This window comes from Cytobacillus sp. T106 (assembly GCF_040492155.1).
In the GTDB taxonomy this organism is placed as follows: domain Bacteria; phylum Bacillota; class Bacilli; order Bacillales; family Cytobacillaceae; genus Bacillus_AB; species Bacillus_AB infantis.
In genome coordinates this window covers 137,734-163,578 of the sequence record NZ_JBEUMK010000011.1, presented here as the reverse complement: position 1 = coordinate 163,578, position 25,845 = coordinate 137,734, and the positions used below count along the sequence as shown (strand labels likewise).

Annotated in this window: 24 protein-coding genes; 7 read left to right on the top strand and 17 right to left on the bottom strand. The window is 47.7% G+C overall.

Annotation, left to right across the window (positions count from 1 at the left end; all coding sequences use genetic code 11):
• Positions 1–14: 14 nt before the first annotated feature.
• From ABU165_RS18785 to ABU165_RS18775, 3 genes are read right to left on the bottom strand one after another with little or no spacing between them, the layout of a single operon-like run.
• Positions 15–800, bottom strand: a complete 786-nt coding sequence (locus ABU165_RS18785; protein WP_009795217.1) for an ABC transporter permease — start codon at positions 798–800, stop codon at positions 15–17.
• Positions 801–804: 4 nt separating this feature from the next.
• Positions 805–1,596 carry an ABC transporter permease gene (locus ABU165_RS18780; protein WP_101551695.1) on the bottom strand — a complete coding sequence of 264 codons (792 nt, stop codon included), beginning with the start codon at positions 1,594–1,596 and terminating at the stop codon, positions 805–807.
• Between the two features lie 10 nt (positions 1,597–1,606).
• Positions 1,607–2,614, bottom strand: a complete 1,008-nt coding sequence (locus ABU165_RS18775) for an ABC transporter ATP-binding protein (protein ID WP_094769929.1) — start codon at positions 2,612–2,614, stop codon at positions 1,607–1,609.
• Between the two features lie 306 nt (positions 2,615–2,920).
• Between ABU165_RS18775 and ABU165_RS18770 the strand changes: the two genes are divergently transcribed.
• From ABU165_RS18770 to ABU165_RS18760, 3 genes are all read left to right on the top strand, one after another.
• Positions 2,921–4,216, top strand: coding sequence for a glutamate-1-semialdehyde 2,1-aminomutase (locus ABU165_RS18770; RefSeq protein WP_009795214.1), 1,296 nt, complete (start codon positions 2,921–2,923; stop codon positions 4,214–4,216).
• A 359-nt stretch (positions 4,217–4,575) separates the two neighbouring features.
• Positions 4,576–9,048, top strand: coding sequence for a glutamate synthase-related protein (locus ABU165_RS18765; RefSeq protein WP_009795213.1), 4,473 nt, complete (start codon positions 4,576–4,578; stop codon positions 9,046–9,048).
• Between the two features lie 331 nt (positions 9,049–9,379).
• Positions 9,380–10,459, top strand: coding sequence for an FUSC family protein (locus tag ABU165_RS18760; protein WP_009795212.1), 1,080 nt, complete (start codon positions 9,380–9,382; stop codon positions 10,457–10,459).
• A gap of 495 nt (positions 10,460–10,954) precedes the next feature.
• Here the strand turns inward: ABU165_RS18760 and ABU165_RS18755 are convergent, their stop codons facing one another.
• From ABU165_RS18755 to fabL, 10 genes are all read right to left on the bottom strand, one after another.
• Complete coding sequence (locus tag ABU165_RS18755) at positions 10,955–11,854, bottom strand: ABC transporter permease (protein WP_022543512.1); 900 nt, start codon at positions 11,852–11,854, stop codon at positions 10,955–10,957.
• Between the two features lie 16 nt (positions 11,855–11,870).
• The gene (locus ABU165_RS18750) at positions 11,871–12,875 is read right to left on the bottom strand and encodes an ABC transporter permease (protein WP_009795210.1); all 1,005 of its coding nucleotides are present in this window, start codon (positions 12,873–12,875) and stop codon (positions 11,871–11,873) included.
• A 93-nt stretch (positions 12,876–12,968) separates the two neighbouring features.
• Positions 12,969–14,582 (bottom strand): ABC transporter substrate-binding protein, encoded by a 1,614-nt coding sequence (locus ABU165_RS18745; protein WP_129613409.1) that lies wholly within the window; start codon positions 14,580–14,582, stop codon positions 12,969–12,971.
• 30 nt (positions 14,583–14,612) lie between these two features.
• On the bottom strand, positions 14,613–15,599 hold the full coding sequence (locus ABU165_RS18740) for an ABC transporter ATP-binding protein (RefSeq protein ID WP_094769933.1): 987 nt from the start codon (positions 15,597–15,599) through the stop codon (positions 14,613–14,615).
• Positions 15,580–16,590 carry an ABC transporter ATP-binding protein gene (locus ABU165_RS18735; RefSeq protein ID WP_311225783.1) on the bottom strand — a complete coding sequence of 337 codons (1,011 nt, stop codon included), beginning with the start codon at positions 16,588–16,590 and terminating at the stop codon, positions 15,580–15,582. The genes ABU165_RS18740 and ABU165_RS18735 overlap by 20 nt, the downstream gene beginning before the upstream one ends.
• A gap of 370 nt (positions 16,591–16,960) precedes the next feature.
• A complete protein-coding gene (locus tag ABU165_RS18730; RefSeq protein ID WP_009795205.1) occupies positions 16,961–18,709 on the bottom strand; it encodes an ABC transporter ATP-binding protein in 1,749 nt (582 codons plus the stop codon).
• A gap of 107 nt (positions 18,710–18,816) precedes the next feature.
• Positions 18,817–19,347 carry a nucleoside tri-diphosphate phosphatase gene (gene ntdP / locus ABU165_RS18725; protein WP_009795204.1) on the bottom strand — a complete coding sequence of 177 codons (531 nt, stop codon included), beginning with the start codon at positions 19,345–19,347 and terminating at the stop codon, positions 18,817–18,819.
• A gap of 238 nt (positions 19,348–19,585) precedes the next feature.
• Positions 19,586–19,840: a YgaB family protein gene (locus ABU165_RS18720; RefSeq protein ID WP_009795203.1), complete on the bottom strand. Its 255-nt coding sequence runs from the start codon at positions 19,838–19,840 to the stop codon at positions 19,586–19,588.
• 632 nt (positions 19,841–20,472) lie between these two features.
• Positions 20,473–20,670 carry a gamma-type small acid-soluble spore protein gene (locus tag ABU165_RS18715; protein WP_009795202.1) on the bottom strand — a complete coding sequence of 66 codons (198 nt, stop codon included), beginning with the start codon at positions 20,668–20,670 and terminating at the stop codon, positions 20,473–20,475.
• Positions 20,671–20,757: 87 nt separating this feature from the next.
• Positions 20,758–21,507 (bottom strand): enoyl-[acyl-carrier-protein] reductase FabL, encoded by a 750-nt coding sequence (gene fabL, locus ABU165_RS18710; protein ID WP_311225848.1) that lies wholly within the window; start codon positions 21,505–21,507, stop codon positions 20,758–20,760.
• Positions 21,508–21,625: 118 nt separating this feature from the next.
• Here fabL and ABU165_RS18705 point away from each other — a divergent pair, with 118 nt between their 5' ends.
• Entirely contained in the window at positions 21,626–21,850 is a 225-nt protein-coding gene (locus ABU165_RS18705; protein ID WP_009795200.1) for a hypothetical protein, read from the top strand.
• A 246-nt stretch (positions 21,851–22,096) separates the two neighbouring features.
• On the opposite strand, the gene mutY is transcribed toward ABU165_RS18705, so the two are convergent.
• Positions 22,097–23,194: an A/G-specific adenine glycosylase gene (gene mutY, locus ABU165_RS18700; protein ID WP_009795199.1), complete on the bottom strand. Its 1,098-nt coding sequence runs from the start codon at positions 23,192–23,194 to the stop codon at positions 22,097–22,099.
• Positions 23,195–23,242: 48 nt separating this feature from the next.
• Positions 23,243–23,560 carry a hypothetical protein gene (locus tag ABU165_RS18695; protein ID WP_022543508.1) on the bottom strand — a complete coding sequence of 106 codons (318 nt, stop codon included), beginning with the start codon at positions 23,558–23,560 and terminating at the stop codon, positions 23,243–23,245.
• A 116-nt stretch (positions 23,561–23,676) separates the two neighbouring features.
• Between ABU165_RS18695 and ABU165_RS18690 the strand changes: the two genes are divergently transcribed.
• Positions 23,677–24,657 carry a metal-dependent hydrolase gene (locus ABU165_RS18690; RefSeq protein WP_022543507.1) on the top strand — a complete coding sequence of 327 codons (981 nt, stop codon included), beginning with the start codon at positions 23,677–23,679 and terminating at the stop codon, positions 24,655–24,657.
• Between the two features lie 26 nt (positions 24,658–24,683).
• On the opposite strand, the gene ABU165_RS18685 is transcribed toward ABU165_RS18690, so the two are convergent.
• The gene (locus tag ABU165_RS18685) at positions 24,684–24,959 is read right to left on the bottom strand and encodes a YfhJ family protein (RefSeq protein WP_022543506.1); all 276 of its coding nucleotides are present in this window, start codon (positions 24,957–24,959) and stop codon (positions 24,684–24,686) included.
• 130 nt (positions 24,960–25,089) lie between these two features.
• Between ABU165_RS18685 and ABU165_RS18680 the strand changes: the two genes are divergently transcribed.
• Entirely contained in the window at positions 25,090–25,263 is a 174-nt protein-coding gene (locus tag ABU165_RS18680) for a small, acid-soluble spore protein K (protein WP_009795195.1), read from the top strand.
• Positions 25,264–25,285: 22 nt separating this feature from the next.
• Positions 25,286–25,444 (top strand): YpzG family protein, encoded by a 159-nt coding sequence (locus ABU165_RS18675; protein WP_009795194.1) that lies wholly within the window; start codon positions 25,286–25,288, stop codon positions 25,442–25,444.
• A gap of 12 nt (positions 25,445–25,456) precedes the next feature.
• Here ABU165_RS18675 and ABU165_RS18670 read toward each other — a convergent pair whose 3' ends face one another.
• Positions 25,457–25,801, bottom strand: a complete 345-nt coding sequence (locus ABU165_RS18670; protein ID WP_035403156.1) for a YfhH family protein — start codon at positions 25,799–25,801, stop codon at positions 25,457–25,459.
• Between the last annotated feature and the right edge of the window lie 44 nt (positions 25,802–25,845).

The window sequence follows — 25,845 nt, the reverse complement described above, 5'->3', positions numbered from 1 at the left end:
CTGTTTTTGCCATTCTAATTCCCCGCACCACGGTATTTCTTTACTCCCTGATTCCAGACGATGATGGACAGGCAGAAGAATACCAGACCGATGACTGGCGTCAGGAAAGAATAGGCCAGCCATTCATGCTTCCCAAGGAAATAGGCCGCCGGATAGACACCGACAAACGCGAACGGGAGGATCCAGGTAAGTACAAAACGGATGGCACCATTATATATGTCTACCGGATATCTTCCATAATTCCCGATATTGTACATCATCGGCATGATGGAAGTTCTCGCGTCTGCCCAAAAGCTGATGCACGCAATCAGGACGAAGATTCCCGCGTAAACCATCACACCGCCGAGCACAAGCAGGATAAACAAGAAAGGATCATACCAGCTTATGCTGAGTCCAAGCTGCTCTCCCGCATAAAACATAATCACCAGGCCGGTCACGGCTCCAAACAGAGATTCCAGTTCCATCCTTTCCAGGACAATCTGGAAAAGGCTATGGACAGGCCTGGTCAAAATCCTGTCAAACTCGCCTTTTACGATATATCGTTCATTGAAATCCCAAATATTGAAAAAGGAAGAAAACAGGGCATACGGAACAAGAAAGAAGCCATAAATAAAGATAATTTCATCTCTGTTCCAGCCGCTCAAATAGCTGGTATGTCCAAAGACAACCAGGATAAAGATCAAATTGACTGCCTGAAACAGCAAGTCGGATACAACCTCAACCGCCAAATCTGCCCGATACTCCAGCCTTGTTTTCATATACTGAGACACATATTGGAAGAAAATCGAAATATAAAACAAGCTGTTACCCTCCTTGTATGACCATCTGCTTTTTCGCCGCGGTCCAAAGTGCCTGTATCGGAATGATAAGGATCAGCACCCACACTCCCTGAAGCAGCAGACCATTGATGGCTTCCCCCTGTGTGAAGCCATTGGTGAAAATCATGCTTGGAATATAGCTGATGCCCTGGAAGGGAAGGAATTTCAAGATATCCTGAGCCCACACAGGGAAAAAGGAAAGAGGGATCAGCAGCCCGGAAAACAGATCGATCACCACGCGCTTGGCCCTGATCAAGCCTGTATTATTATATAAGAAAAAAGTCGTAATCCCTGTCAGCAGATTTAATTGGGTATTGATCAAGAAGCTGAGTAATATGGACACTGAAAACAGCAGCCAGGTAGAAGGGTCTGCCGAAAATTCAAGCGGGAAGATCAGGGCCACAATGACCATGCCGGGAACAGAGAAAAAGAACAAACGGAAAATGCCTTCACCAAGCCCCTGCATGGTCTTCATGCCAAGATAATTGTATGGCCTGATCAGTTCGACCGCTACTTTTCCTTCCTTTATTTCTGCAGCCATTTCCCGGTCAATATTATTGAAATAAAAGGCCCTGGCCATCCAGGCAACAGCTACATAGGTGGTCATCTGCAGGACGGAAAGGCCCTCAATGCTCTCTTTCCCTCCATATATCGCAGTCCATAAAAAATAATAAGCGCCGATATTAATGCTGTATATCAGAATGCCTGTATAATAATTCGTCCGGTAGGCGAGCATCATCAAAAAACGGATACGGATCATTTCTACATACTTATCCATTGCTGCCTCCTCAAGCCATGCCTTTATCGTATATATTGCGGATAATTTCTTCGGTTGACGTTTCCATGATTTTAATATCCCTGACCTTGTAGGCCGAGACTGCCCTTGCAATCAGCGCAGAGATGACTTCCTCTTTATCCTCCGCAAAGGCCGTAAAGGCTTCGTCTTCTCCATTCCTTTGCCATTCGACCGGGAGATCAGCAGTAAGCTCTTCCAAGGCTTCCAATTCTGCCTGCTCAAGAAATTCAAACCGTATTTCCTTTCCCTCAGCCCAGGTTTCCTTCAGGCTCTGCAAAGCACCGTCGTATATGATGCGGCCTTCATCAAGCATGACAACCCGTTCGCAAAGTGCTTCAATGTCAGAAAGGTCATGGGTGGTCAAAAGAATGGTTGTATTGTATTTCTGGTTGATTTCTTTTAAAAACTCACGGATTTTCAGCTTAACCAGGACATCTAGGCCAATCGTCGGCTCATCAAGAAATAACAGCGGCGGATTATGGATCAGGGCCGCCGCCAGCTCGCAGCGCATTCTCTGTCCAAGCGAGAGCTTGCGCACGGGCTTATCCAGGAGAGGCCCGATATCCAGCGTCCTGATGACATGGTCCATATGGCTGGCATAATCCTCATCAGAAACTTTATAAACCTTTTTTAAAAGCCGGAACGATTCCTGAACGGCAATATCCCACCACAGCTGGGATCTCTGCCCGAACACAACCCCGATCGTCTGGACGAATTTCTCCCGGTCCCTGTGCGGATTCATCCCGTTGACAGTCACCTCCCCGGAAGTCGGCTCCAGGATGCCGGTCAGCATCTTGATGGTCGTCGACTTTCCCGCTCCGTTTTCCCCTATGTAGCCTACCATTTCCCCCTGCCTTACCTGAAAGCTGATATCGTTGACAGCAGGGACAATCTTATAATTTCGCGTAAACAGATCGCGGAAGGCCCCTTTAAGGCCGGCCCTGCTTGAATAGGCCTTAAATTCCTTGCGCAGGCCATTTACAATGATGGCATCCTTCATGTTTTCCTCCAGTTCAATCCCTTTTTACAAGGGCATATATTTCAAAACATCCAAGGCATCCTGCCTTCTCCAAAGCCGGTGCCCCAAGAACTCATTTTAGCCAAAGGACATCTTTAATACAAATAGCCTGCACTTCTTCCCTCTGGAGCACTCTCCACAGCGGGCTGACTCAGCCAGTAAGGCTTTACGGACAGTTCAGTCCCAGCCCCTTCCTTTTTCCTAACTTTCTTACTATAAGCGCGGGGCTATTACTGCCCGTTAAACTGCGGTAATATAGAGGGGGAATTACGCCTAAGGAGGAAGAAAATGAATTTCTCAAATTCAGAACGCATACATGAAGAAGCACTTAAACATATTGTGGGCGGAGTAAACAGCCCTTCCCGCTCTTATAAAGCCGTTGGCGGCGGCGCTCCCGTTGTGATGGAGCGTGCGCAGGGAGCTTACTTCTGGGATGTTGACGGAAATCAATATATCGATTATCTGGCTGCGTACGGCCCCATCATCACTGGCCATGCACATCCTCATATTACTGAAGCAATCAAAAGAGCAGCAGAAACAGGGGTCCTGTACGGAACACCTACCCCGCACGAAGTTAAATTCGCCAAGATGCTGAAGGAAGCCATGCCGGGCATGGAAAAAGTCCGCTTCGTCAATTCAGGCACTGAGGCCGTCATGACCACGATCCGTGTGGCGCGGGCATACACAGGAAAAGACAAAATCATTAAATTTGCCGGATGCTACCATGGCCATTCCGACCTTGTCCTTGTTGCTGCAGGCTCAGGGCCATCCACACTTGGAACACCTGATTCTGCCGGCGTGCCGAAAAGCATCGCCCAGGAAGTGATCACGGTCCCATTCAATGATATCGAGCCGTTTAAAGAAGCGATGAGAAAATGGGGAGACGAGATCGCAGCAGTGCTGGTCGAGCCGATCGTAGGAAATTTCGGGATTGTTGAACCAAAGGAGGGCTTCCTGGAGCAGATTAACGAAATTGCCCATGCAGCAGGCTCTCTCGTTATATATGATGAAGTCATAACAGCCTTCCGCTTTATGTATGGCGGCGCCCAGGATATGCTTGGCGTTCAGCCTGACCTGACAGCAATGGGCAAAATCATTGGCGGCGGGCTTCCGATCGGTGCTTACGGCGGCAAACTGGAAATCATGGAAAAGGTGGCTCCATTAGGCCCAGCCTATCAGGCAGGAACAATGGCAGGAAACCCGGCTTCCATTCTTTCCGGAATCGCCTGCCTTGAAGTCCTGAAACAGGATGGAGTTTATGAATATCTCGACAGGCTTGGGCAAATGCTTGAAGAAGGAATCCTGGCAGCTGCGGCTGAGCACGGGGTCCAAATTACCATCAATCGCCTGAAAGGCGCACTGACCATCTACTTTACAGAAGAAAAAGTAGAAAACTATGAGCAGGCAGAAAACACAGATGGCGAGACTTTTGCGCGTTTCTTCAAGCTGATGCTGGAGCAGGGGATCAACCTGGCACCTTCCAAGTATGAAGCCTGGTTTGTAACCATTGCCCATACCGAAGAAGATATACACGCAACTCTCCATGCAGTCAATCATGCATTCAGCATAATGGGCGGAGAATAATTATACAGTTTTTTATGCATAAAAGGAGCCTGAAACGGCTCCTTTTTTAATATAGGTAATATTGAAAACGTTTACAAAATAAGAGGTTTTATCAGCATATCCTTTTCCAGCTCCCTATTCCCCATCCATAGTTTTGTATAATTAATTGATTTCTGAAAATTCTTATGATATGATAGAAATACTAATTTTCGAAAAACTCACTTTTGTTTATTTTGTGTTTTTGAAAAATAAAGTCCCACTTTGTCTGTTTTTCCCCTTATATGTTTCCCCGAAACAATTAACCTTACAAAATTTCATTTTGTATACAGAAAAATCTTATAGGAGGTGAACCGGCTTGGCAATTTGCTGAAGCCGTATTTATGACACAAACTTGGAGCCCATCCCTATTCACTGAATTTAACCGCCAGGAGCACGATGCCTGCGGGATTGTAGCCGCAATGGAAAAGAATAAGATCCCTTCAAGGGAGAATATCTTCAGCTGCATTGACGCGCTTGTCACGATGAATCACCGCGCGGGTTTTATTAACGGAGAAGGCGACGGCGTCGGGATTCACATTGATATCCCGCGCGAGCTATGGAAGCAGAAGCTATCTGACGCCGGTGCCGATCCTGAGGCAGCCTCCCGCGAAGGTTTTGCGGTCGGCCATGTTTTCATGTCAAGAAATGAAAAAAGCTCAAGCATTAAAGCCAGTCTTGCAGAAAAATTAGTAGATGCAGGCTTTGAAATCCTATTTGAATCAGACGAAGTGACAGATTCTTCAGCCCTTGGGCCGATTGCCATCCAGGAAAACCCTATATTCTGGCAGTTTGCCATTGTATCAGAGTTGGAGGGCCAGCCCCTTACGGAAAAATTATTTAACCTCATTATAGATTTCGAAGAAGATGAGCATGTCCATGTGGCTTCTTTAAGCCAGCACCATGCCGTATATAAAGTAATGGGCGCAGGGGATATCCTGCCCAAATATTATCATGACCTTGCGAACCCGCTTGCCGCATCGACGATGACACTAGGCCATAACAGATATTCGACCAATACGCTCTCCAGCTTTTTCCGCGTCCAGCCTTTCAGTGTGCTTGGGCATAACGGTGAAATCAACACAATTGCCAAGCTTCGGGATGAAGCTAAGCTTGCAGGCGTCCCTCTCGTGAAGGACGGCAGCGATTCACAGGACTTGAGCAGAACACTTGAGACGTTTATTTGCCGTGAAAATTATTCGCTTTTTGAAGCGATGGATGTGATGTTCCCGCCAATCGTAAATGAAATCAAGTCATACCCGGTCCATCTCCAGGATCTGTACACCTACATCCGGGAAGGCTGGGGCCATTTTGCCCAGGGTCCTGCAGGCATCATTTCCCGCTTTGCGGACGAGGCAGTATTCAGCGTGGATGCACTTGGGCTGCGCCCGCTCTGGATGCTTGAAACAGAAAGCTCTTATTTATTCTCTTCCGAACCGGGTATTATTCCTTCCAGCGAATATGTAAACGAGCCTAAGCCGCTGGCTCCTGGAGAAAAGGTCGGCCTGAAATGGAACGGAGATGTTCTTGAAGTATTTGAACAGCATGCATACCAGGAAGAAGTATACAAGAGATTCTCAAAGCGGGTGCATCTGGACGGCAGCAGGAAGCGGCTCGAAACGCCAAGGCTGCCCAAAACGATTTCAATGAACTATCCAAGTAAGATCCATAACGGCCAATACAAAGCTTTCGGCTGGGAAAGGGACCAGGTCCAGCTTGTTGAGCAGATGGCTGATAAAGGCATTGAACCGATCCGCTCTTTAGGACATGATGCACCTTTGGCAGCATTGAACCCTGAGCGGAAAAATATTGCCGACTATATAAAGGAAAGTGTGGCCGTCGTGACCAATCCGGCCATTGACCGTGACCGTGAGACAGAACACTTTTCAACCAGGACCATCATCGGGAAGCGCCCTGCCCTCTTCCATTCTGATAAGGAAGTCTCAGGAGTGACTGAACTTCAGACTCCGCTCCTGATTGAAGGAAAAGCAGGATTCGAATGTTCCGGCATCATCCAGCAGCCAAGCTATGACCAGGTGACAGACTATTACCAGGAGCAAAAGCTGACTGCCTACATCCCGATTGTTTTCAGTGAAGATGAAGGCATCCGGGAGGCCCTTGGCCGTTTGGCGGAGGATGCCGTGGCCGCTGTCAGGAGCGGAAAATCCCTCCTCATACTGGATGATTCACAGGCTCACCAAAATGGGTATCTCTGGCTCGATCCGCATTTGGCTGTATCAGCGATCGATCAGGCGCTCGTTAAGGAAGCGGTCCGCAGGGACTGTTCCATCCTGCTCCGTTCGGCTTCCATCCGGTCGCTGCATGATATCATCACCAGCTATGGACTTGGTGCAGATCTGATATCTCCGTACTATATGTTCATGACTGTGCTGGACGAATCGGCCACGCCGCTTGTAAACCTGTACACTGCCTTGACAAAAGGCCTTGAAAAGGTCATTTCTACTATCGGGATACACGAGCTGAGAGGCTACGGGCGCCTATTCTCAAGCATCGGGCTTCATGAGGAGACAGCCGAAATACTGAATATCGTAAACTTCTTCGGTTCAGGAGAGCTTGCCTGCAATTTCGATAGCATGAAGGAAGATGCTATTCAGAGAGCAGAAGATTACCAGAATGAAAAAGAAAGAATCGGAAAAACTTTTCATCTTTTCCCGCGCATCTGGAAAGCCATCGGCGAAGTTGCCAAAACCGGCGACTATACAGCATACGGGGAAAAGATTTCAGAACAGGAGGAGCAGAATCCAACAACGATCCGCCATCTGACCGGCTTCAAGCCGGCCTCCTCCCCTGTATCGCCTTCAGAGGTGAGCCTGAATGTCGGGACGCATGATCTTCCTTTTGTCATTGCTTCCATGTCGTTCGGCTCACAGAATGAGATTGCCTTCAGGGCTTATGCAGAAGGTGCAGACCGCCTGAACATGGTCAGCATGAACGGTGAAGGCGGGGAAATCAAGGATATGCTGGGCAAATACCCGAATACCCGCGGACAGCAGGTTGCTTCCGGCCGGTTTGGGGTGAACGCAGAGCTGCTGAACTCATCAAACCTGCTTGAAATCAAAATCGGCCAGGGCGCGAAGCCGGGTGAAGGCGGACATCTTCCCGGCTCAAAAGTGACAGCGAAGATTGCCGAGGCGAGAAATGCCACCATCGGCTCAGATTTAATCTCGCCTTCCAACAATCATGATATCTATTCAATTGAAGACCTGGCCCAAATGATACACGAGCTTAAGACGGCCAATGATAAAGCGAAAGTTGCTGTAAAAGTCCCTGTCGTTCCTAATATCGGGACGATCTCGGTTGGAATCGCAAAAGCCGGGGCGGATATCATCACTTTGAGCGGCTTTGACGGGGGCACCGGCGCAGCCAGGATCCATGCGCTCCAGCATGTCGGACTTCCGGTTGAAATCGGCGTTAAGGCAGCCCATAACGCCCTGCTTGAAGCAGGACTGCGCGACAGTGTGGAAATCTGGGCAGACGGCGGCATCAAGAGTGCATCAGATGTGCTGAAGGTTATGCTCCTCGGTGCAAACAGAATCGGATTCGGGACACTTTCTATGCTTGCAATCGGCTGTACCACATGCCGCGGCTGCCATCTGGATACATGCCATGTCGGGATTGCGACCCAGATCGAAACAGAAGCGCAGGCAAAAGATCATGGCCTCCGCCGCTTCGTCCCTCGTCAATTCGATTTGGCCGTCCAGGGCATCATGAACTTATATACAGCTTTCGGGACGGAACTCAAGGCGCTGGCGGCTGGACTTGGAATCAGGAACCTCCAGGACGCTGTCGGGCGCTCTGACCTCCTCGAGCAGGCAAAAGGAAAAGAACAGCTTGACCTGACCTACCTCCTCCGCACCCTGGAGATTGGCCAATTGAGCCACCAGGAAGCGGCTGCTTCCCTCGATGCCCACCAGCTTCAGGTTGCAGTAGGCGCAGAATATCTTGATGCAAGCGTAGAAGAGCTTCACCAATCACGCGAATACCAGAGCATTACTTCAGAACAGCGTGTGCTGGGAAGCCGTGTTTCCTGCCACCGTGTCAGAAACCGGCTGGACGGATCATATCAGAGCCTTCCGCCAGTTTCCCTTAAATATAAGGGCGGCTCGATTCCAGGCAATGGGCTCGGAGCCTACAACAGCGCCGGTATCCATATTGAAGTGGCCGGCGGTGCCCAGGATGGCATCGGCAAGACTTCATTCGGCGGAGAGATTCTGATTTTTAAATCAAAAGGAAAGAATGGCAGCTTCTACAACGGATCAGTCGGCAAAGGGTTTGGATACGGCGCACAAAAAGGGCTCCTCGTGGCCCAGGGCAATGCCGATGCTCGGGCAGGCATCCGTCTCTCCGGTGCTGACATGATTATTGGCGGGCAGCTGAAAAAGCCTCTTCCTGAAAAAGAACATGGCAACATCGGGACACATGCCAATATTAAGGGATTTGCTTTTGAATACATGACAAATGGCAGAGGCCTTGTCCTGGGCGATCCTGGACCATGGATCTGCGCGGGCATGACCGGCGGAGTCGTATATCTCCGCCATCAGCCGGAATTGGGGCTCACGAAGGAAGCCCTTCAGCGCAGGATCGCAAAAGGGGCAAAGGTCACGGTCTCTGCTTTATCCTCAAAAGGGCAGGAAGATGTTCAAGAGCTTCTCGGCAATTATATAAAAATGCTCACGGAACAAGGGCAGCACGAAGAATCTGAACAGCTGTCCAAATTGCTTGAAGACGTTGAAAACCACTTCTTCCAGGTAGTACCTGTAAAAGAACAGGCTGACCCTTCTGTTTCTACAGAATGATGGTTCGCCAAAGGCCCGCTCAACATTCTTGAGCGGGCCTTATTTATTTCCTATTTCTTTTTATGCACAGCACAACTGAAGGATCATATGAAGGCCTTTCCCGCCCATATACTATAATCGATCCGGCAATGCGCCACTTTTTTCATGTAAGCGCCTTAATGGAATTTTATCGGAGATTTATCATATTTGTCCCTTGAACTTCAAGGATAATCCCTGTATAGTACATAATTGTTTAACAATGAGCAAATCGGTTTAAAGTAAGTATAAAATAGATAATTGCTGTTCTATTGTAATAAGGCAGCCATTATAAATACGAAAGGATATTATTTGCATGAAGCTTGGAGCCCGAATACTAAAAACGGGAATTGCCATCATACTGTCTTTATTTTTATCAGAAATCTTCAACCTGCCAACCCCTGTTTTTGCAGGCATCGCAGCCATTTTTGCGATTCAGCCTACCATCTACAGATCGTATCTATCGGTAATCGAGCAGATCCAGGGCAATATCATCGGGGCTGTCATTGCCGTCGTCTTTGTTCTTGTTTTCGGAAACAACTATTTCATTGTCGGTCTTGCCGCCGTCATTGTCATCATTATCAACCTGAAGCTGAAGCTTGAAAAAACCATCGCCCTGTCACTGGTGACCTTAATCGCCATCATGGAGACTCCTGGTGATGACTTTGTTCAATTTGCTGTTATCCGTTTTTCGACCATCATGCTTGGGATATTATCAGCTTTCCTGGTCAATCTTGTATTCCTGCCGCCTAAATATGAAAACAAGCTGTATTATAAAATATCCAATGCGACAGAAGATATTACAAAGTGGATCAGGCTGAACGTCCGCCATGCCTCTGAGCATATGCTCTTAAAAAATGATATCGAAAAGCTGAAAGATGATGTCATCAAGCTCGATCAGCTGTACCTTATGTACAAGGAAGAACGTAATTACCTGAAAAAAGACAGTCCGGTTAAAGCAAGAAAGCTGGTCATCTACAGACAGATGATCTCGACCGTTAAAATGTCGCTTGAAACACTGAAAAGGCTGCACCGCCATGAATACGAGCTGCAGCAGATGCCAGAGGATTTCCAGAATTCTATCCAGCAGCAGCTGGACTGTCTGATACACTATCATGAGCATGTGATGCTTAAGTTCATTGGTAAAGTGAAACCTCAGGTGAGTTTTGAAGAAGGCGATATCTGCCTGGACCGCAAGGAGCTGTTCACCTTCTTCCTGGCGCAGCATAAAAACATGGAAAATGATGATGAGCAGATCATCTATCATACGATGCAGATTATTTCTGCCATTATTGAATACGACGAACAGGTCGAGCATTTGGATACATTGATTTCGAGCTTCCAGTCGTATCATAAAGAGGAAAACGAGATTAGTATAGAGGAAAACGAGGAATAAATTACAAAAGCAGCCATCAGGCTGCTTTTGTTAATTCTTCAAACGAAGTGATTAGGTTTTTCCGATAGCGGCGGCTGTTGATTTCCGTTACAGGCACTTCGCTTTCCGCGAGGCGACGCTGAGCCTCCTCACCGCTGCGCGTCTGCGGGGTCTCAGCATGGCCGCTGCAATCCCGCAGGAGTCTACGTGCCTTCCACTGCAATCAACAGGCTTTTTAAAGTTTGAGTAATGTAATATCCAAGGCAGCTTTTAAATCTATTAGTTAATTAGGCGCTAAAGAATATTTGTTATCAAACAAAAAAGGGTGCGGAAGATCTTTTTCCGTACCCTTTTTGACATTGCCAATCTTCTAGGTTCTCAAGTCAAAAGACACTTAAATGTGGAATATTCAACCAATGCCTAATATGCGTAATGCCACAAGATGTAGTACAAATATATGTTGTTCATGAGCAGAATTCACATTCCTTTATTGAGCATGCACATTCCCTTTTCTTCCTAACTCTTCATCCTAGGATCCAATGCATCTCTCAGCCCATCGCCCATGAGGTTGAAGCCGAGTACTGTGAGCATGATGGCGAGTCCGGGGAAGATCATTGTCCAGGGGGCCTGGATGAGGTATGCCTTTGCATCTGAGAGCATTTTTCCCCATTCGGGATTTGGCGCTTCTGCCCCCAGGCCAAGGAAGCCCAAAGCAGCTGCTTCGATGATGGCAGTTGCCACTGCCAGTGTTCCCTGGACGATGATTGGACCCATGCTGTTCGGCAGGACGTGAAGGAATAAGATACGGGCATCACTCATGCCGACCGCCTTTGCCGCCATGATATATTCCTCCTGCTTTACACTGAGCACACGGGAACGGATCAGGCGCCCAAAGTTAGGGATATTGATGATGGCAATGGCAATGAGTGCATTCCTTAAGGATGGGCCCAGTACCGCTACAATTGCAATCGCCAAAAGGATGCTAGGAAATGCAAGCATGATATCGAAGAACCGTGAAATGATCGTATCCACCCAGCGGCCATAATAGCCTGCAAGGATGCCAAGCAGACAGCCTGCGGCAAGTGAGCCAAGGACGGCCAGAAAGCCGACCCATAAAGAAATCCGCGCCCCATAAATTACCCGGGAAAGAATATCCCTTCCAAAATCATCGGTTCCGAACCAATGGTCGGCCGATGGGGCCTTCAGCCGGTTTGCCAGCTGCTGCTCGTTGATGCCTGTAGGGGCGATCAGCGGCGCAAATACTGCGAGAATGACAAAGAACAGAACAATAAGCGCGCCGACAACAGCCAGCTTGTTTTTCCGGAAGCTCCGCCATGCTTCAAGCCAGGGGGATTCCACCTTTTCCTCGGCCTGGACCGCAGACGGATGTACATTTTTTTCTGTTGATAATTCCATAGGCTTCTTCCCTCCTTTAGTTGTATTTGATCCTTGGATCGATTGCAGCATATAAGAGGTCAACAATCAGATTGATCATGACAAAGATGAATGCAATGACAAGGATCCCTGATTGGATGACCGGATAATCGCGGTAATTGATAGCTTCATAGATATATCTTCCGATTCCCGGCCAGCTGAAAATGGTCTCCGTCAGGATGGCACCGCCAAGAAGGAGCCCGGTCTGCAGTCCGATAATCGTCAAAACAGGAATGATGGCATTTTTCAAAGAATGCTTGTACACAACCCAGAACATCCTTAGCCCTTTGGCCCGTGCTGTACGGATGAAGTCTGAACGCATGACTTCAAGCATCGTCGAACGCGTGATCCTGGCAATAATGGCCATCGGTATGGTCGATAATGCAAGGCTCGGAAGCACAAGGTGGCGGATGACATCCCAGAACTGATCCATCCGTCCTGCAAGGAGAGTATCGATGATATAAAGGTTGGTGATGGCCTCAACCGGATTTCTGACCTCTTCCCGTCCGGACGTAGGGAGCCAGTCCAAATTGATGGCAAAAATCCACTGCTCCATAAGGCCAAGCCAGAAAATCGGCATGGATACACCGATAAGAGCAAGCACCATGGCAATATAATCAAACCAGGAATTTTGGAACCAGGCACTGATGATCCCTGCATTCACGCCGAAAAAGATCGCAATGAGCATGGCGCAGAAGGAAAGTTCCATGGTAGCTGCCAGGAAAGGCCAAATTTCTCCGCTGATCGGTGCCTTCGTACGAAGCGATTCCCCAAGATCACCCGTAAACAGGCCCCCCAGATATGTAAAATATTGAATAAACCAGGGCTTATCAAGCCCAAGCTGCTCTGTCAAATCAGCCACAGCCTCTTTTGTTGCCAGCTGGCCCAGGATGATTTGGGCGGGATCTCCCGGTATGGCCCTGATCATGAAAAATACAATCAGCGACAAGCCCAGTAAAACCGGTATAAGGGAAAATATTCGTTTGATCGTATATGACAGCATGTTTTCACCTCTCTTGATGGTTGTCCAGCCGCATCGGTCCGGCTAAAAGAAAAGGGAGCCGCTTTAAGGAACTCCCTTTCTTTCTCTTTCCATTTACTTTTTAAATTCCACAGAAGACAGCAGATCCGATCCTGTTGGATGCGGCTTGAATCCGGTAATATCCGCTTTTCCTGCAAGAACAGGATTGGAGTGGACAAGCGGGATCCATGGCGCATCATCCTTGATGATCAGCTGAGCCTGCTTATACAGCTCTTCACGCTCGGCCTGGTCTGTCAGCGTCTGTGCTTTAATCAGAAGGTCATGGACCTCCTGGTTTTTGTAATATGTGTAGTTATTGGATCCGATAGTATCCTGGTCAAGAAGGACATACAGGAAGTTGTCAGCATCTCCATTGTCCCCTGTCCAGCCGAGAAGGAAGGAATCTGCTTCCCCTTTATTGGCTTTGTCGAGGTAAGTTCCCCATTCATAGGATACGATTTTCGCCTTTACGCCAACATCAGCAAAGTTGGCCTGGATGGCTTCAGCAACCTTTTGCCCGTCCGGCATATATGGTCGTGCAACCGGCATGGCCCAAAGCTCCATCTCAAATCCATTTTCATAGCCTGCTTCCTTCAGAAGCTCCTTTGCCTTTTCAGGGTTATACTCATAATCCTGCACCTCATCATTATAGCCTGCAATTCCCGGCGGCATCGGGTTCTTTGCCGGCTCAGCATATCCGGAATAGAAGGCATCGATGAGAGCCTGCTTATCCACTGCGTAGTTCAGCGCCTGGCGGACCTTCTTATCCTTCAGCGGGCCGCGTGTATTGGTCAGCCCAAGATAGCCGACATTCATGGACGGGCGGTCAAACAGCTGCAGATCTGCATTTCCTTCGATTTGCCCTACATCACTGAAGCTTACGCCATCAATCAGGTCAACCTCGCCTGTAGACAAAGCATTCAGCCTTGCTGAGTTTTCAGGGATGACCCTGAAAATGACTGAGTCAAGCTTTGGCAGGCCTTCCTGCCAGTAATCCGGGTTCTTCTCAATGACGACACGGTCGTTCCGTTTCCATTCTTTGAACTTGAAAGGACCTGTTCCGACAGGGTTGTCAGTGAACTTATCGCCGGCCTTTTCTACTGCTGCAGGACTCGCGATTCCAAATGGCGACATCGCCAGGTTTTTCAGGAATGGAGCGATCGGTCTGCTTAATGTAAATTCAACTGTATAATCATCAACTGCTTTTACCTCTGTTAGGACATCGCCAAATTGAGAGGCATAATAATAGAATTCTTCTTTATTTCCTGCTTTCCAGCGGTTGAAGTTGAAGACGACCGCTTCTGCATTGAAGTCTGTCCCGTCATGGAACTTGACTCCCTCGCGAAGCTTGAGCGTATGCTTCAGCCCGTCTTCACTTTCCTCCCATTCAGTTGCAAGGCCAGGCTGGATTTCTGTATCCTGCTCGCCAAAGTTGATCAATGTTTCAAAAATATTGACAGTGACTTTAAAGGATTCACCTTCGGTAGTAACGGCCGGGTCCAAAGCATCAGAGTCTCCGCTTCGCCCGAAGACAAGTGTTCCGCCGGCAGCTGTTTCACCGCCCGAATCTGTACCGGAATCTTTCTCTCCTTCATCAGTGCCGCTTGACTGGCTGCCGCTGCAGCCTGCAAGCCCCAGTGACAGCAGCAGGGCAAAAACCAACATTAAAAGACCATTGCGCTTTTTCATACTTTTCCCCCTTTTAATATCTTTCTTTTATCATGCATGCACCCTGTTACTGGTGTATAAGTGGCAGGCTGCAAAATGACCTTCTTCAATTTCTTCCAGCTGCGGCCGTTCGACCGTGCAGATTTCCATGCACTCCCTGCACCTTGTATGGAAAGCGCAGCCTTTTGGCGGATTAGCCGGGCTCGGGATATCTCCGCTCAGAAGCTCCGCTTCCTTGCGCAAATCTGGATCCGGGACCGGCACCGCTCCAAGAAGGGCTGACGTGTAGGGATGCAAAGGCTTTTCATACAGCTTTTCAGCCGTCGTGATTTCTACCAGCCTCCCAAGATACATCACTCCCACCCTGTCGCTGATATGTCTGACAACACCCAGATCATGGGCTATGAAAATATAAGTCAGCTGAAACTCCTTCTGCAGGTCTTCAAGCAGGTTCAGCACCTGTGACTGTATGGAAACATCGAGCGCAGAGACCGGCTCATCCGCAATGATCAGCTTCGGCCTGGTCATCAGGGCCCGTGCAATCCCGATCCTTTGCCTTTGTCCGCCGCTGAACTGGTGGGGATATCTTTTCGCATGCCAGCTGCTCAAACCGACGACTTCGAGCATCTCTTTTACCTTTTGCTTCCGCTCTTTCTTATCCCCCATCCCGTGGACGATCAGCGGCTCCTCAAGGATTTTTTCGACTGTATGGCGGGGATTCAGGGAAGCAAACGGATCCTGGAATACCATTTGCATTTCCTTGCGCATCTTTCTCATTTCCGAATCGTTCAGTCCTGTCAGTTCTTTCCCTTCAAACAGCACCTTTCCTTCGGTTGGTTCAATCAGCCTCATCAGCATCCTGCCGGTCGTTGACTTACCGCAGCCGCTTTCCCCTACAATCCCGAGTGTTTCCCCTTTATTGACATAAAAGCTGACATCATCAACGGCCTTTACATCTCCGGTCTTCTTGCCAAAAAGGCCGCCCGTTATTGGGAAATACTTTTTAAGCTGATTGACCTCAAGCAGAACTTCCGTCATTGGCTGCACCTCCTGATTCATCATGAAGAAAGCATCTTACTGTGTGCACCGGCGAATTTCCCCGGTACAGCTCCGGCGTTTCCGACAGACAGCGGTCATGGACAAATTCGCATCTTGCCGCAAATCGGCAGCCATGCTTGACTGAACCAGGCTTAGGGACATTACCCGGTATCGAGTATAGCCTGTCCTTCCTCTCCCTTATATCGGGGACCGACTGGAGAAGCCCGATTGTATAAGGATGCTTGGCGTTTTTGAAGATTTCCCTGACAGGCGCTTCCTCGACTACCTTGCCTGCATACATGACTATGACCCTTTCACAGACCTCGGCAACAACGCCAAGGTCATGGGTGATCATCATGATGGCCGTATCAAGCTTTTTATTCAAGTCCTTCATAAGAGCGAGGATCTGGGCCTGGATCGTCACGTCGAGCGCTGTAGTCGGTTCATCCGCAATCAGCAGCTTCGGATGGCAGGAGAGGGCCATGGCAATCATCACCCTTTGCCTCATCCCCCCTGAAAGCTGGTGCGGATATTCCTTCATGATCTGCTCTGCCCTTGGCAGCCCTACAAGCTTGAGCATTTCTACAGCCTGGCTGGCCGCTTCCTTTTTCTTTATTTTCTTATGTATCATAATGCCCTCAACCAGCTGGCTGCCGATTGTGAACAGCGGGTTAAGGGAAGTCATCGGCTCCTGGAAAATCATCGCCACTTCATTCCCTCTTATTTCCCTCATCCTGCTCTCTGAAGCTGCAACCAGATCCTCGCCATTGAGCAGAATCTCGCCGCCTGTGATTTTCCCGGGCGGCTGGGGGATCAGCTTCATGATTGACAGCGACGTCACGCTTTTGCCGCAGCCTGATTCGCCTACTATTCCCAGAATTTCACCTTTACGGACCGAAAAACTGATTTCATCCACAGCTGGTATTTCTCCATCTGAAGAAAAAAAGGAGGTTTTCAGCTGCTTTACATCTAAAACGGGAGCTTGACTCACACCATTACTCCTTCCTTTTTTCCATGCTGAAGCACTGGTCTTTCATGGGTTCTCCTGATTTCCTGCAGTTTAAATGCCGTGAACCAGGAGGGCATCCTCACAGTATGCCCCTTTAAATTTGTACCTTTGGTCACTATCTTTTTCTCATTCTATAAAAAAAGATTAAACAAGTCTACTGATTTTTCCAAATTATTTAAATATATTAAATCTTTGAAATAGTATTTAGGAATACTAAATAAATCCAGTAAATGAAAGCGGCTTTTCCAATCATATGCTCTGGTGTTTTGCTATATGAGCAAAATTACCTGTATTAAATTGGAAAAAACCCTCCCCTTCTACAAGATTACTTCTGTAGAAGAGGAGGGTTTTCTTAATGCTCCAGCTGCTGTACCTGGAATAAGTTATAATAATGACCCTGTCTGGCCATAAGTTCTTCATGATTGCCGATTTCGGCAATTTCCCCATTCTCGATATGGACAATCCTATCGGCATGGGTAATCGTGGAGAGCCGGTGGGCTACAATGAATGTGGTCCTGTCTTTAGCCAGCTTTTCCAAAGCCTCCTGGATGAGATGCTCGCTTTCCAGGTCAAGAGCCGATGTAGCTTCATCAAGAATCAGGATCGGCGGATTCTTCAGGAAAATCCTTGCGATGGCCACCCGCTGCTTTTGCCCCCCAGACAGCTTGACACCCCTTTCCCCGACTTTAGTCTCATAACCTTCCGGGAGGTTCATGATGAAATCATGTGCATTGGCTGCCTTGGCAGCTGCAATCACTTCTTCATCACTCGCATGCGGCTTGCCGAGAAGGATATTGGTTTTAACGGATTCACTAAAAAGGATATTATCCTGCAATACAATTCCGATTTTATCACGGAGAGAACGTACCTTAAACCGCCTGATATCCGTCCCATCAAGCAGGATTTCCCCCTTTGTGACGTCGTAGAAACGGGGAATCAGGCTGATCAAGGAAGATTTTCCTCCTCCGCTCATCCCAACGAGTGCAATCGTTTCTCCCTGCCGGACATCAAGGGAGATATCCTTTAACACAGTTTCTTCTTCCTTATCATATGAGAAGTCCACATGGTTGAATTGAATATGGCCCTTCACATTGGTCACTTCAATGCTGTCCGGCGAGTCATCAATGTCGTACTTTTCATCAGCCAGCTCAAACACCCGGTCCATGGATGCAATCGACTGCGTCAGGGTGGTGGAAGAATTGACAAGCCGGCGAAGCGGATTATAAAGCCTGTCAATATAGGCGATAAACGCCATCATTGTTCCAATCGACAAGTCGTCCTGTATAACCAAATAGCCTGAATAGCCGATGACGATCAATGGCGCTATATCGGTTATGGTGTTAACGACAGCGAAAGCCTTCGCATTCCATTTTGTATGGTCGATGGCTTTCTCCAGGAAATTTTTATTTTGGCTGTCAAACTGCTTCTGCTCATGATCTTCAATGGCAAAGCTCTTTACAACGGCCATTCCCTGGACACGTTCATGCAAATATCCCTGAACCTCGGCCAGCGCCTGTGAACGCACACGGGTCAGTTTTCTCAGGTTCCCGAAGAAATACCTGACACTGAAAGCATAGAATGGGAAAAGAATCAGAGAAACAATCGTCAGTGTAATATCCATATTGAACATAATTACGACCGCTATAATAATTGTTGCAATATCAAGCCATAGGTTCATAAGGCCTGTCACTACAAAGGTTTTTGTCTGTTCCACATCATTGATGACCCTTGAAATGATTTCCCCTGCCCTGTTATTGGAATAAAACTTGAAGCTGAGCTTCTGGATATGGTGAAACAGACTATCACGGATATCATAAAGGATTTTGCTTGCTGTCCATTGTGCGAAATACTGCCGGTAATACTCAATCGGCGGACGGGCCAGCACAAAAATGACAATCATGGCTCCCATGATCCATAGCAGCCTTTCCGTTTTTCCGCTCTGGGACAGTAAATCATTCCCGACGATATCATCAATTACATATTTAATTAAAAGCGGAATCAAAAGCGGAATGGCAAATTTTATAATGCCGATTAAAAGTGTGCCGATAATTTGCAGCCGGTACGGCTTAACAAACTTCATATATCTTTTGATGCTGTCCAATTGCTGCCCCCCTTAATGCTCTCTCTATAGAATACCTCTTTTAAACAGATAAAAACCTGTTGAAACAAGGTCAACAGGTGCTACATAGGCATTTTTTATCCTTAATATCAGCGTCTGTAGGTTAAATATCTCTCATACCAAATGTCGATAAAATCCGGGGCAAAAGGCCCTTTCCGCTGGCGGATCCACTGGATCAGCTTATCGACATTCGCTTTTAATATCCGGTCGATGACTTCAGGATAGTTCATTTCCTTCCGGTGCCGCTCATATTCATCTTCATCAAGAAGATTGAATGTCATATCCGGAAAAACCTTGATATCCAGGTCATAATCAATATACTTCAGCGCTTCGCCGTCAAATATAAAAGGAGAGCTGATATTACAGTAATAATACACGCCATCCTCCCGGATCATACCAATGATATTGAACCAGTACTGTGAATGAAAATAACAGATTGCCGGCTCCCGGGTCACCCAGGTCCTTCCGTCGGATTCGGTTACAATCGTCCTGTCATTTCCTCCGATCACAAGACTTTGTGTCCCTTTTAGGACAGTCGTTTCCTCCCAGACGCGATGGATGTGCCCATTGTGTTTGTAGCTGTGTATTTGCATCGGTTCTCCTTCGATGGGTACGCCCATTTCTTCTCCCCTACTTTCATTCCCAAACGCTTTGCAACCTATCAAATGACTTGCACAAGTTTCCTAAAACGACAAAAGGCAACAAAGAACGTATTATTTCCTATTATTATAACGGTTAAAGAAAGAATTTAAAACAAAGAGCCATTGAAAATCTCTCAATGGCCCTATCTATCCCATATAGTCACTCTTGAAGCACAAGGATCCAGCCTGTTTCCCGGCCTTCCCTGCTGCCTATCTCTCAGCCGCAGGTCAGATTCACTTCCTGGTACGACCTTATTACCTCTTCCGTCTGGGTTTCAAACACCCGGTGGATCTCGCGCAATTCCTCTTTCATGCGGTGGATTTCAAACTGGACGCTTTCCAGCTCCGTTTCCTCCTGGATTATCTTAAGCTCATGCTCAATTTCCTGGCAGCGTTCCAGTTCTGACTGAAGAAACAGGAGCTTTTCCATCGTTTTCATCTGTTCAGATACCAGCAGGTCAAAAGTACTCATACAGGTCACCGTCCCAATTTCAGATTCTACCTATGTATTTCGGCTTTGCCCCAATCTTTCCTTTGACTAGTTCTGCTGATTGAAAGGAAGTTTTGTCGAATAGGGAAAAGCGGAAGCGCCTTGTTCATCCCCGACAAGCAGAAGACACCCCTCCCGGAAAGGCGATCTTTTCCTTTTTGGAAGGGTGGCTTGTGACCTCGAGGGGCTAGGCGCTGGAGCTGGACAATGTTCGAAGCCGGGTTCTGCCTTCTAAACTTTTTCAAAAGCGCTTTTTATTTTACATTAGCAAGCCCTCAAAATAAGCGGAGATTCTACGGTTAAGCTGCTGAATATAGTACGGATGGGTATAAATTAGCGGAGAATTTCCGGTTAAGTGGAGCGAAGTTGCCCATTTTCCAGTTTTTTGAGTCAATAGACGGAATTTCTCCGTCTATTTGAGCTATTTTTAGAGTTTTTTTGAAAATAGGGGGATTTCTCCTCTTATTTTTCAACCTGACACTGACTCCCTCATCCAGGTCCGGGAAGGTTGGCTTTCCGGGAGGGTATGGCACTCAAATAACAGCATTTAATGCGAAAAGAGCAAAATAAAAAGAAGGCACTCTTTGCGGATAAAAGAGTGCCTTCCCGTACAATTAGCGGCTTTGTCTGCCAGCGTTTTGACCTTTGCGGGCTTCAGCCTGCTGGTTTTGCTGACGTACTTCTTGAGCGTTTGTTTCGCTAGCGAACTCAGTGCCGAATTGACCTTGCTGGCCTTGAGAAGCTTGAGCGTTTTGCTGGCGCACTTCCTGGATGTTAGTGCCAGCTTGAGTTTGGTTTTGTCTGTTTGCCATTGTTAATCACCTCCACGACTATTAATTTAACCAGCCGCAGAGAAAATATCCTTTAATTTTCAGGAAAAAAATTCTAATTTAAACTTATTATACGAGCAGGGAGATTCCTCCGTCGACTATGATGGTCTGCCCCCTGATCATGCCTGATTTATCGGACAGCAGGAACATGACTGCGTTGACCATATCTTCAATCTCAACCATCCGCCCTGCCGGCGTCTTCTCCCTTGCCTCAGATAAAAGGTCTTCCCGGTTTGGGAAATGCTTTAATGCCTCTGTGTCGACTGCACCCCCGGAGACTGCGTTGACAGCGATATTCATCGGCGCGAGCTCAACAGCCAGGTAGCGGGTTAATGCTTCCAGTGCCGCCTTTGATACACCGACTGTTGTATAGTTTTCCAGATAGCGGATCGAGCCGAGCGAGCTGATGCTGACAATCTTGCCGCCCCCGCTCTCCTCCATCAATTTGGCTGCTTCCTGTGCACAGAACAGCAGGGCCTTGCTGTTGATGTTCATCGTCCAATCCCAATGACTTTCTTCAAGCTCCATAGCAGGGCGAAGAACACCGGATGCCGCATTATTCACAAATACATCCAGCCGGCCGAATTCATTCCTGATTTCCTGGAAAAGAACCTTAATCTTCTCTACATCTCCAACATTGGCCCTTACGATCAGGGCTTTTCTGCCAAGAACTTCAATTTGTTCTGCTGTTTCCTGTGCAGACTTTTTGCTCCTGGCATAATTGATGACAATATCATATCCTTCCTTGGCAAGGGAAATGGCAGTCGCCTTCCCGATGCCCCGGCTGCTTCCTGTTACAAGTGCTACTTTTTGTGTCATGAATCGTAATTCCTTTCCTGTTTCATTTGTTTTCATTTTATCTTTTCCATGTATATCTGGCAAACAGGATTATAACACTATTCTTAAACAACAGGCTCAAAGAGAAAGGAATGAAAGTATGTACGTCGGAAGGGATATGACTGAACTAACCATGGTGAAAAAGACGGAATGGAAGGACAGCGAACTGGCCTTCTTCCATCACTCCATGCAGCAGGTAGTTCCCTACCTCAATGCAGAGGGACAAACCATCCACCGTGAAATCATAGAAGAAATCGAAAACCGCGGCGGCCTTAAAAGGCAGGAAGCTGACTATACACATGGGACACGGGTCAGTTACGAGTAGACATGCGGAAAAGCCTGGTTCAATAGAGGAACGCGGACTAAGAGCGCCACGTCCTGTGGCAACGTCCGCATGACCCGCATCTGTGGGCCTCATGCATAAGACGAGCAGGTCGGAAGGTTGTTCTTTACCTTCTGGCCTGTTTGGCTTATGACTCGAGGTTCCAGCGCCCGGAGCTGGACAAGTAGAAAAGCGAAAAATCCTTGTTTCCTAATTCACAAAAAAACAGCAGGGCTGCCCCCTGCTGTTCTATTTATGCTCCTGCACGTGCTTGAGCATTTTCTGATGGGAAACCGGAAAGGCAAATTCCTTCAGCTCTTCTTCGGTTACAAGCTTCAGATCGCTCCGTTCTTCTTCCAGGGAAAGCAGTGTCCCTTTATAAACATGGATATGCCATGTTAGGTGGGTGAACACATGGTCGATCTGTCCTGTCATCTCAGCTGTTTCTATTATGGCGCCATACTGCTCTTTGATCAGTTCTGCCAGCTGATCTTTTTCATGCAGGAAAGCAAGGCTGATTTCAGTATTGGGAAACTCCCACAGATTGGCCAGCAGGCCCTTTTCAGGCCTTTTCCTGATCAGGTATCTGCCCTCTCTGTCCCGCAGCACGACAGCGGCAATCTGGACATCCTTCTGCTTTTTGTTCTTTGTCTTTATCGGCAGTTCACTCTGCTTGCCTTCATAAAAAGCATGGCAATGCTCACGGACTGGGCACAGCAGGCAGGATGGCGACGTCGGGGTGCAGATGAGCGCACCCAATTCCATGAGTGCCTGGTTGAAGAATGATGGGTTTTCGTGTGAAATGAGCTCCCGCACCGCCTCTTCAAAAATCTTGCGGGTTGCAGGCTTTGCAATATCCTCCCAGATGGAGAGAATTCTTGACAGCACCCTCATTACATTTCCGTCGACGGCCGGCTCCGGAATGCCGTAGGCTATGCTCAAAATGGCCCCTGCCGTATAAGGGCCGACCCCTTTTAATGAGGAAATTTCCTTCGGATTATCAGGAACCCTGCCGCCGTAATGTTCATGAACCTCCCTTACAGCTGCCTGCAGGTTCCGGGCTCTTGAATAATAGCCAAGCCCCTCCCACGCCTTCAGCACCTTGTCTTCCTCAGCCTCTGCAAGCGCCTCGATTGTCGGAAATTGTTCGATGAACCGGTTGAAATATGGAATGACTGTGTCGACCCTTGTCTGCTGGAGCATGATTTCCGATACCCATACCTTATAGGGATCCTGATCCTGCCTCCATGGCAGTGTCCGCTGTTCCTGTTCAAACCAGCCGATCAGGTCCTGGCGGAAGGTTTCTTTATTAAATGCATCTAAGTTGGCTAATGCTGTTTTTTTCAATTTTGATCCTCCGGATGTTAAACTTCCATGAAATATGGGAATATAATATTAAAGTTTCTTTTTCAAAGCCCAGAATCGGATTTCTTCGAGACCGCCGGGTATGAAGCTGTCCAGGCAGCCGAATGCAGAGTGCCCGCATGAGCTTCTCAGCTTTTTCAGCGCGAAATAATGGGCTTCTGTCGGCAGTGAGCAGGTTTCCGTAACGAACGAAGGCTCATGTTCAGCCCCAGAGTAGACGAACGAAATGTCAGCTGCTTCATACACAGGGAGAAGCGCTGCGATTTTTTCGATAGTGCTTTTAAAAAGATTCAAATCTGCTGGATGAACTTCGTACTGCAAAAACATTTGGACTTCATGCTTCATCATTATATTGGCAGCTCCTTTAACGTAAACCATTAATGGCTTTGATGACAAGCTTTTTACTGATAAAATACAGAAACAGCGCAACTTCAGATTATTCCATGGAAGGAGGTTCTTTCCTCTTGGATACAGGCACACATGTGGTCATGGGCTTTGCACTCGGCGGGCTTGCCACTCTGGACCCCGTTGTAGCAGATAGCACAGCAACAGCGACGAGCGTCATGATCGGGGCGCTCATCGGCTCTCAGGCCCCTGACATTGATACAGTATTAAAGCTTAGAAACAATGCAGTCTATATACGGAATCACAGGGGAATCACGCACAGCATCCCGGCTGTCATCCTGTGGCCGCTTGCAATACTCGCGGTCATCTATCCATTCTTCCCTGAAGCAAATTTGCTTCACCTATGGATTTGGACATTTGGGGCCGTATTCCTCCATGTTTTTGTCGACATATTTAACTCTTATGGGACACAGGCTTTAAGGCCATTTTCTTCCAAATGGGTTGCCCTTGGGATCATCAATACATTTGACCCGTTCATTTTCGGCATCCATGTTGCCGGTTTGTTCATATGGATACTGGGTGCACATCCCGGCTATACATTCCTGGCAATCTATGCCGTACTGATTGCATACTATATCATCCGGTTCCTTGCCCAGCGGGCCGTCCTGAAAGCGGTGAAAGCCATTATTCCTGACAGTACGGAAATCATCATCGCCCCGACCATGAAATTCCATCAGTGGAGGCTTGCCATCATGACTGAACATCAGTTCTTTGTCGGCCGGGCCAATAATGGGCATATCGATATCCTGGATCAGTTCAACAGGGTGCCGGTACCTCAGACTCCTGTGCTGGAAGCTGCCAAAAAGGATAAAAATTTGTCGGCATTTCTTTCCTTCTCCCCTGTATACAGGTGGGAGGTAGAAGATCTCGAGGAATCATTCGAAGTCCGGTTCATTGATCTCAGATACCGCAGCAACGGACATTACCCATTCGTTGCCGTCGTCCAGCTGGACAATGACCTGAATATCATTTCTTCTTATACAGGGTGGATTTTCAGTGAGGAAAAGCTGCGGAAGAAGCTCGATATTATCCCAAATTAAAAAAGATGGCATTTTTGCCATCTTTTTTAATGGAGATTTTTATCATCCGGTTTCTGCTCCAGCAAATTCTTATATTTTGGATTGCTGGCAACAAAGTCATGAAGCCTTGCACCATAGTTTTCAATCCACTGCCTGACAATTCTGTCTGTCACCTGGCTTCCTTTATACTCATAGCCCGCTTTTGCACGGGTCGTTTCAAAATCATCCCACAAAAGCTCTACCCATGTCCGGGCCTGGCCGTAGGAAAGGTTGCCGTTTTTCTCCATGAGAAGCTCAACCAGTCTTTCTTGTGTTTCAAACATAGACAGCACCTCTTTGCCAAATATTATTGTTATTGCATTTCGTTCATAAGCCTGCTTTTTTAAACACATACTATTCTTGCGCGGCTAATCAAGGCAGCACGCGCAAGCATACCTCGAGGAGGGGAAACGAATGCGGAACAAAGCAAAAAATTTCCCAAATCAGAATCATAACAAGTTTGAAGGCGAACCGCGCGCGAAAGCAGAATATGCTTCAAAACGCGCAGACGGGTCAATCAACACCCATCCGCAGGAACGCATGCGGGCGTCATCAAACCGTACAGATGATACACCTGAATTATTTTAACCAATAATGAGGAGGTTTGATTATGGGAAACTCTAAAAAGTTTTTTGATAACAATCCTTATTCCAGTCCGTTTACTGGTCCCTTTTACCGCCCGAAGCATGCACATGCCCAGGTAAATGGGCAGACCCAGCAATCGCAGGACCTCATTATTCTGAAAAGGCAAACAAGGAAACAGGCCTAGCCTGCAGGGAAATCAGAGCTCTCCGCTCTGATTTTCCTTTAATTCCTTCAGCATGGAAATCGGAAGCGCCTCTTCCTCCTTTCCGCCATGCAGCCTGAAGCCCCAGGCGAACACACCATTCAAATAATCTATTTTAAAATATGAGCCGGGATCGCCATCCACTTCATAAATCTCCCCTGCTTTAAAGTCCTTCGGATCAAGAAGGTATGCTTTGGCCATGACGGCTTTTCTCTCGAGGACAGCAAATTCACTGAGCATGCCCATTTGTTCAGCCTTTCTCGCCTGTTCATGCAAGCTGGCGATTTCCTGCTGCAGTTCGTACTGGGAAAGCTGACTGTATCTTTTCTCCTGCGCCATTATAATCCATCCTTTTTTATTCCTGTGTCCGGCCTGCCGGAGGA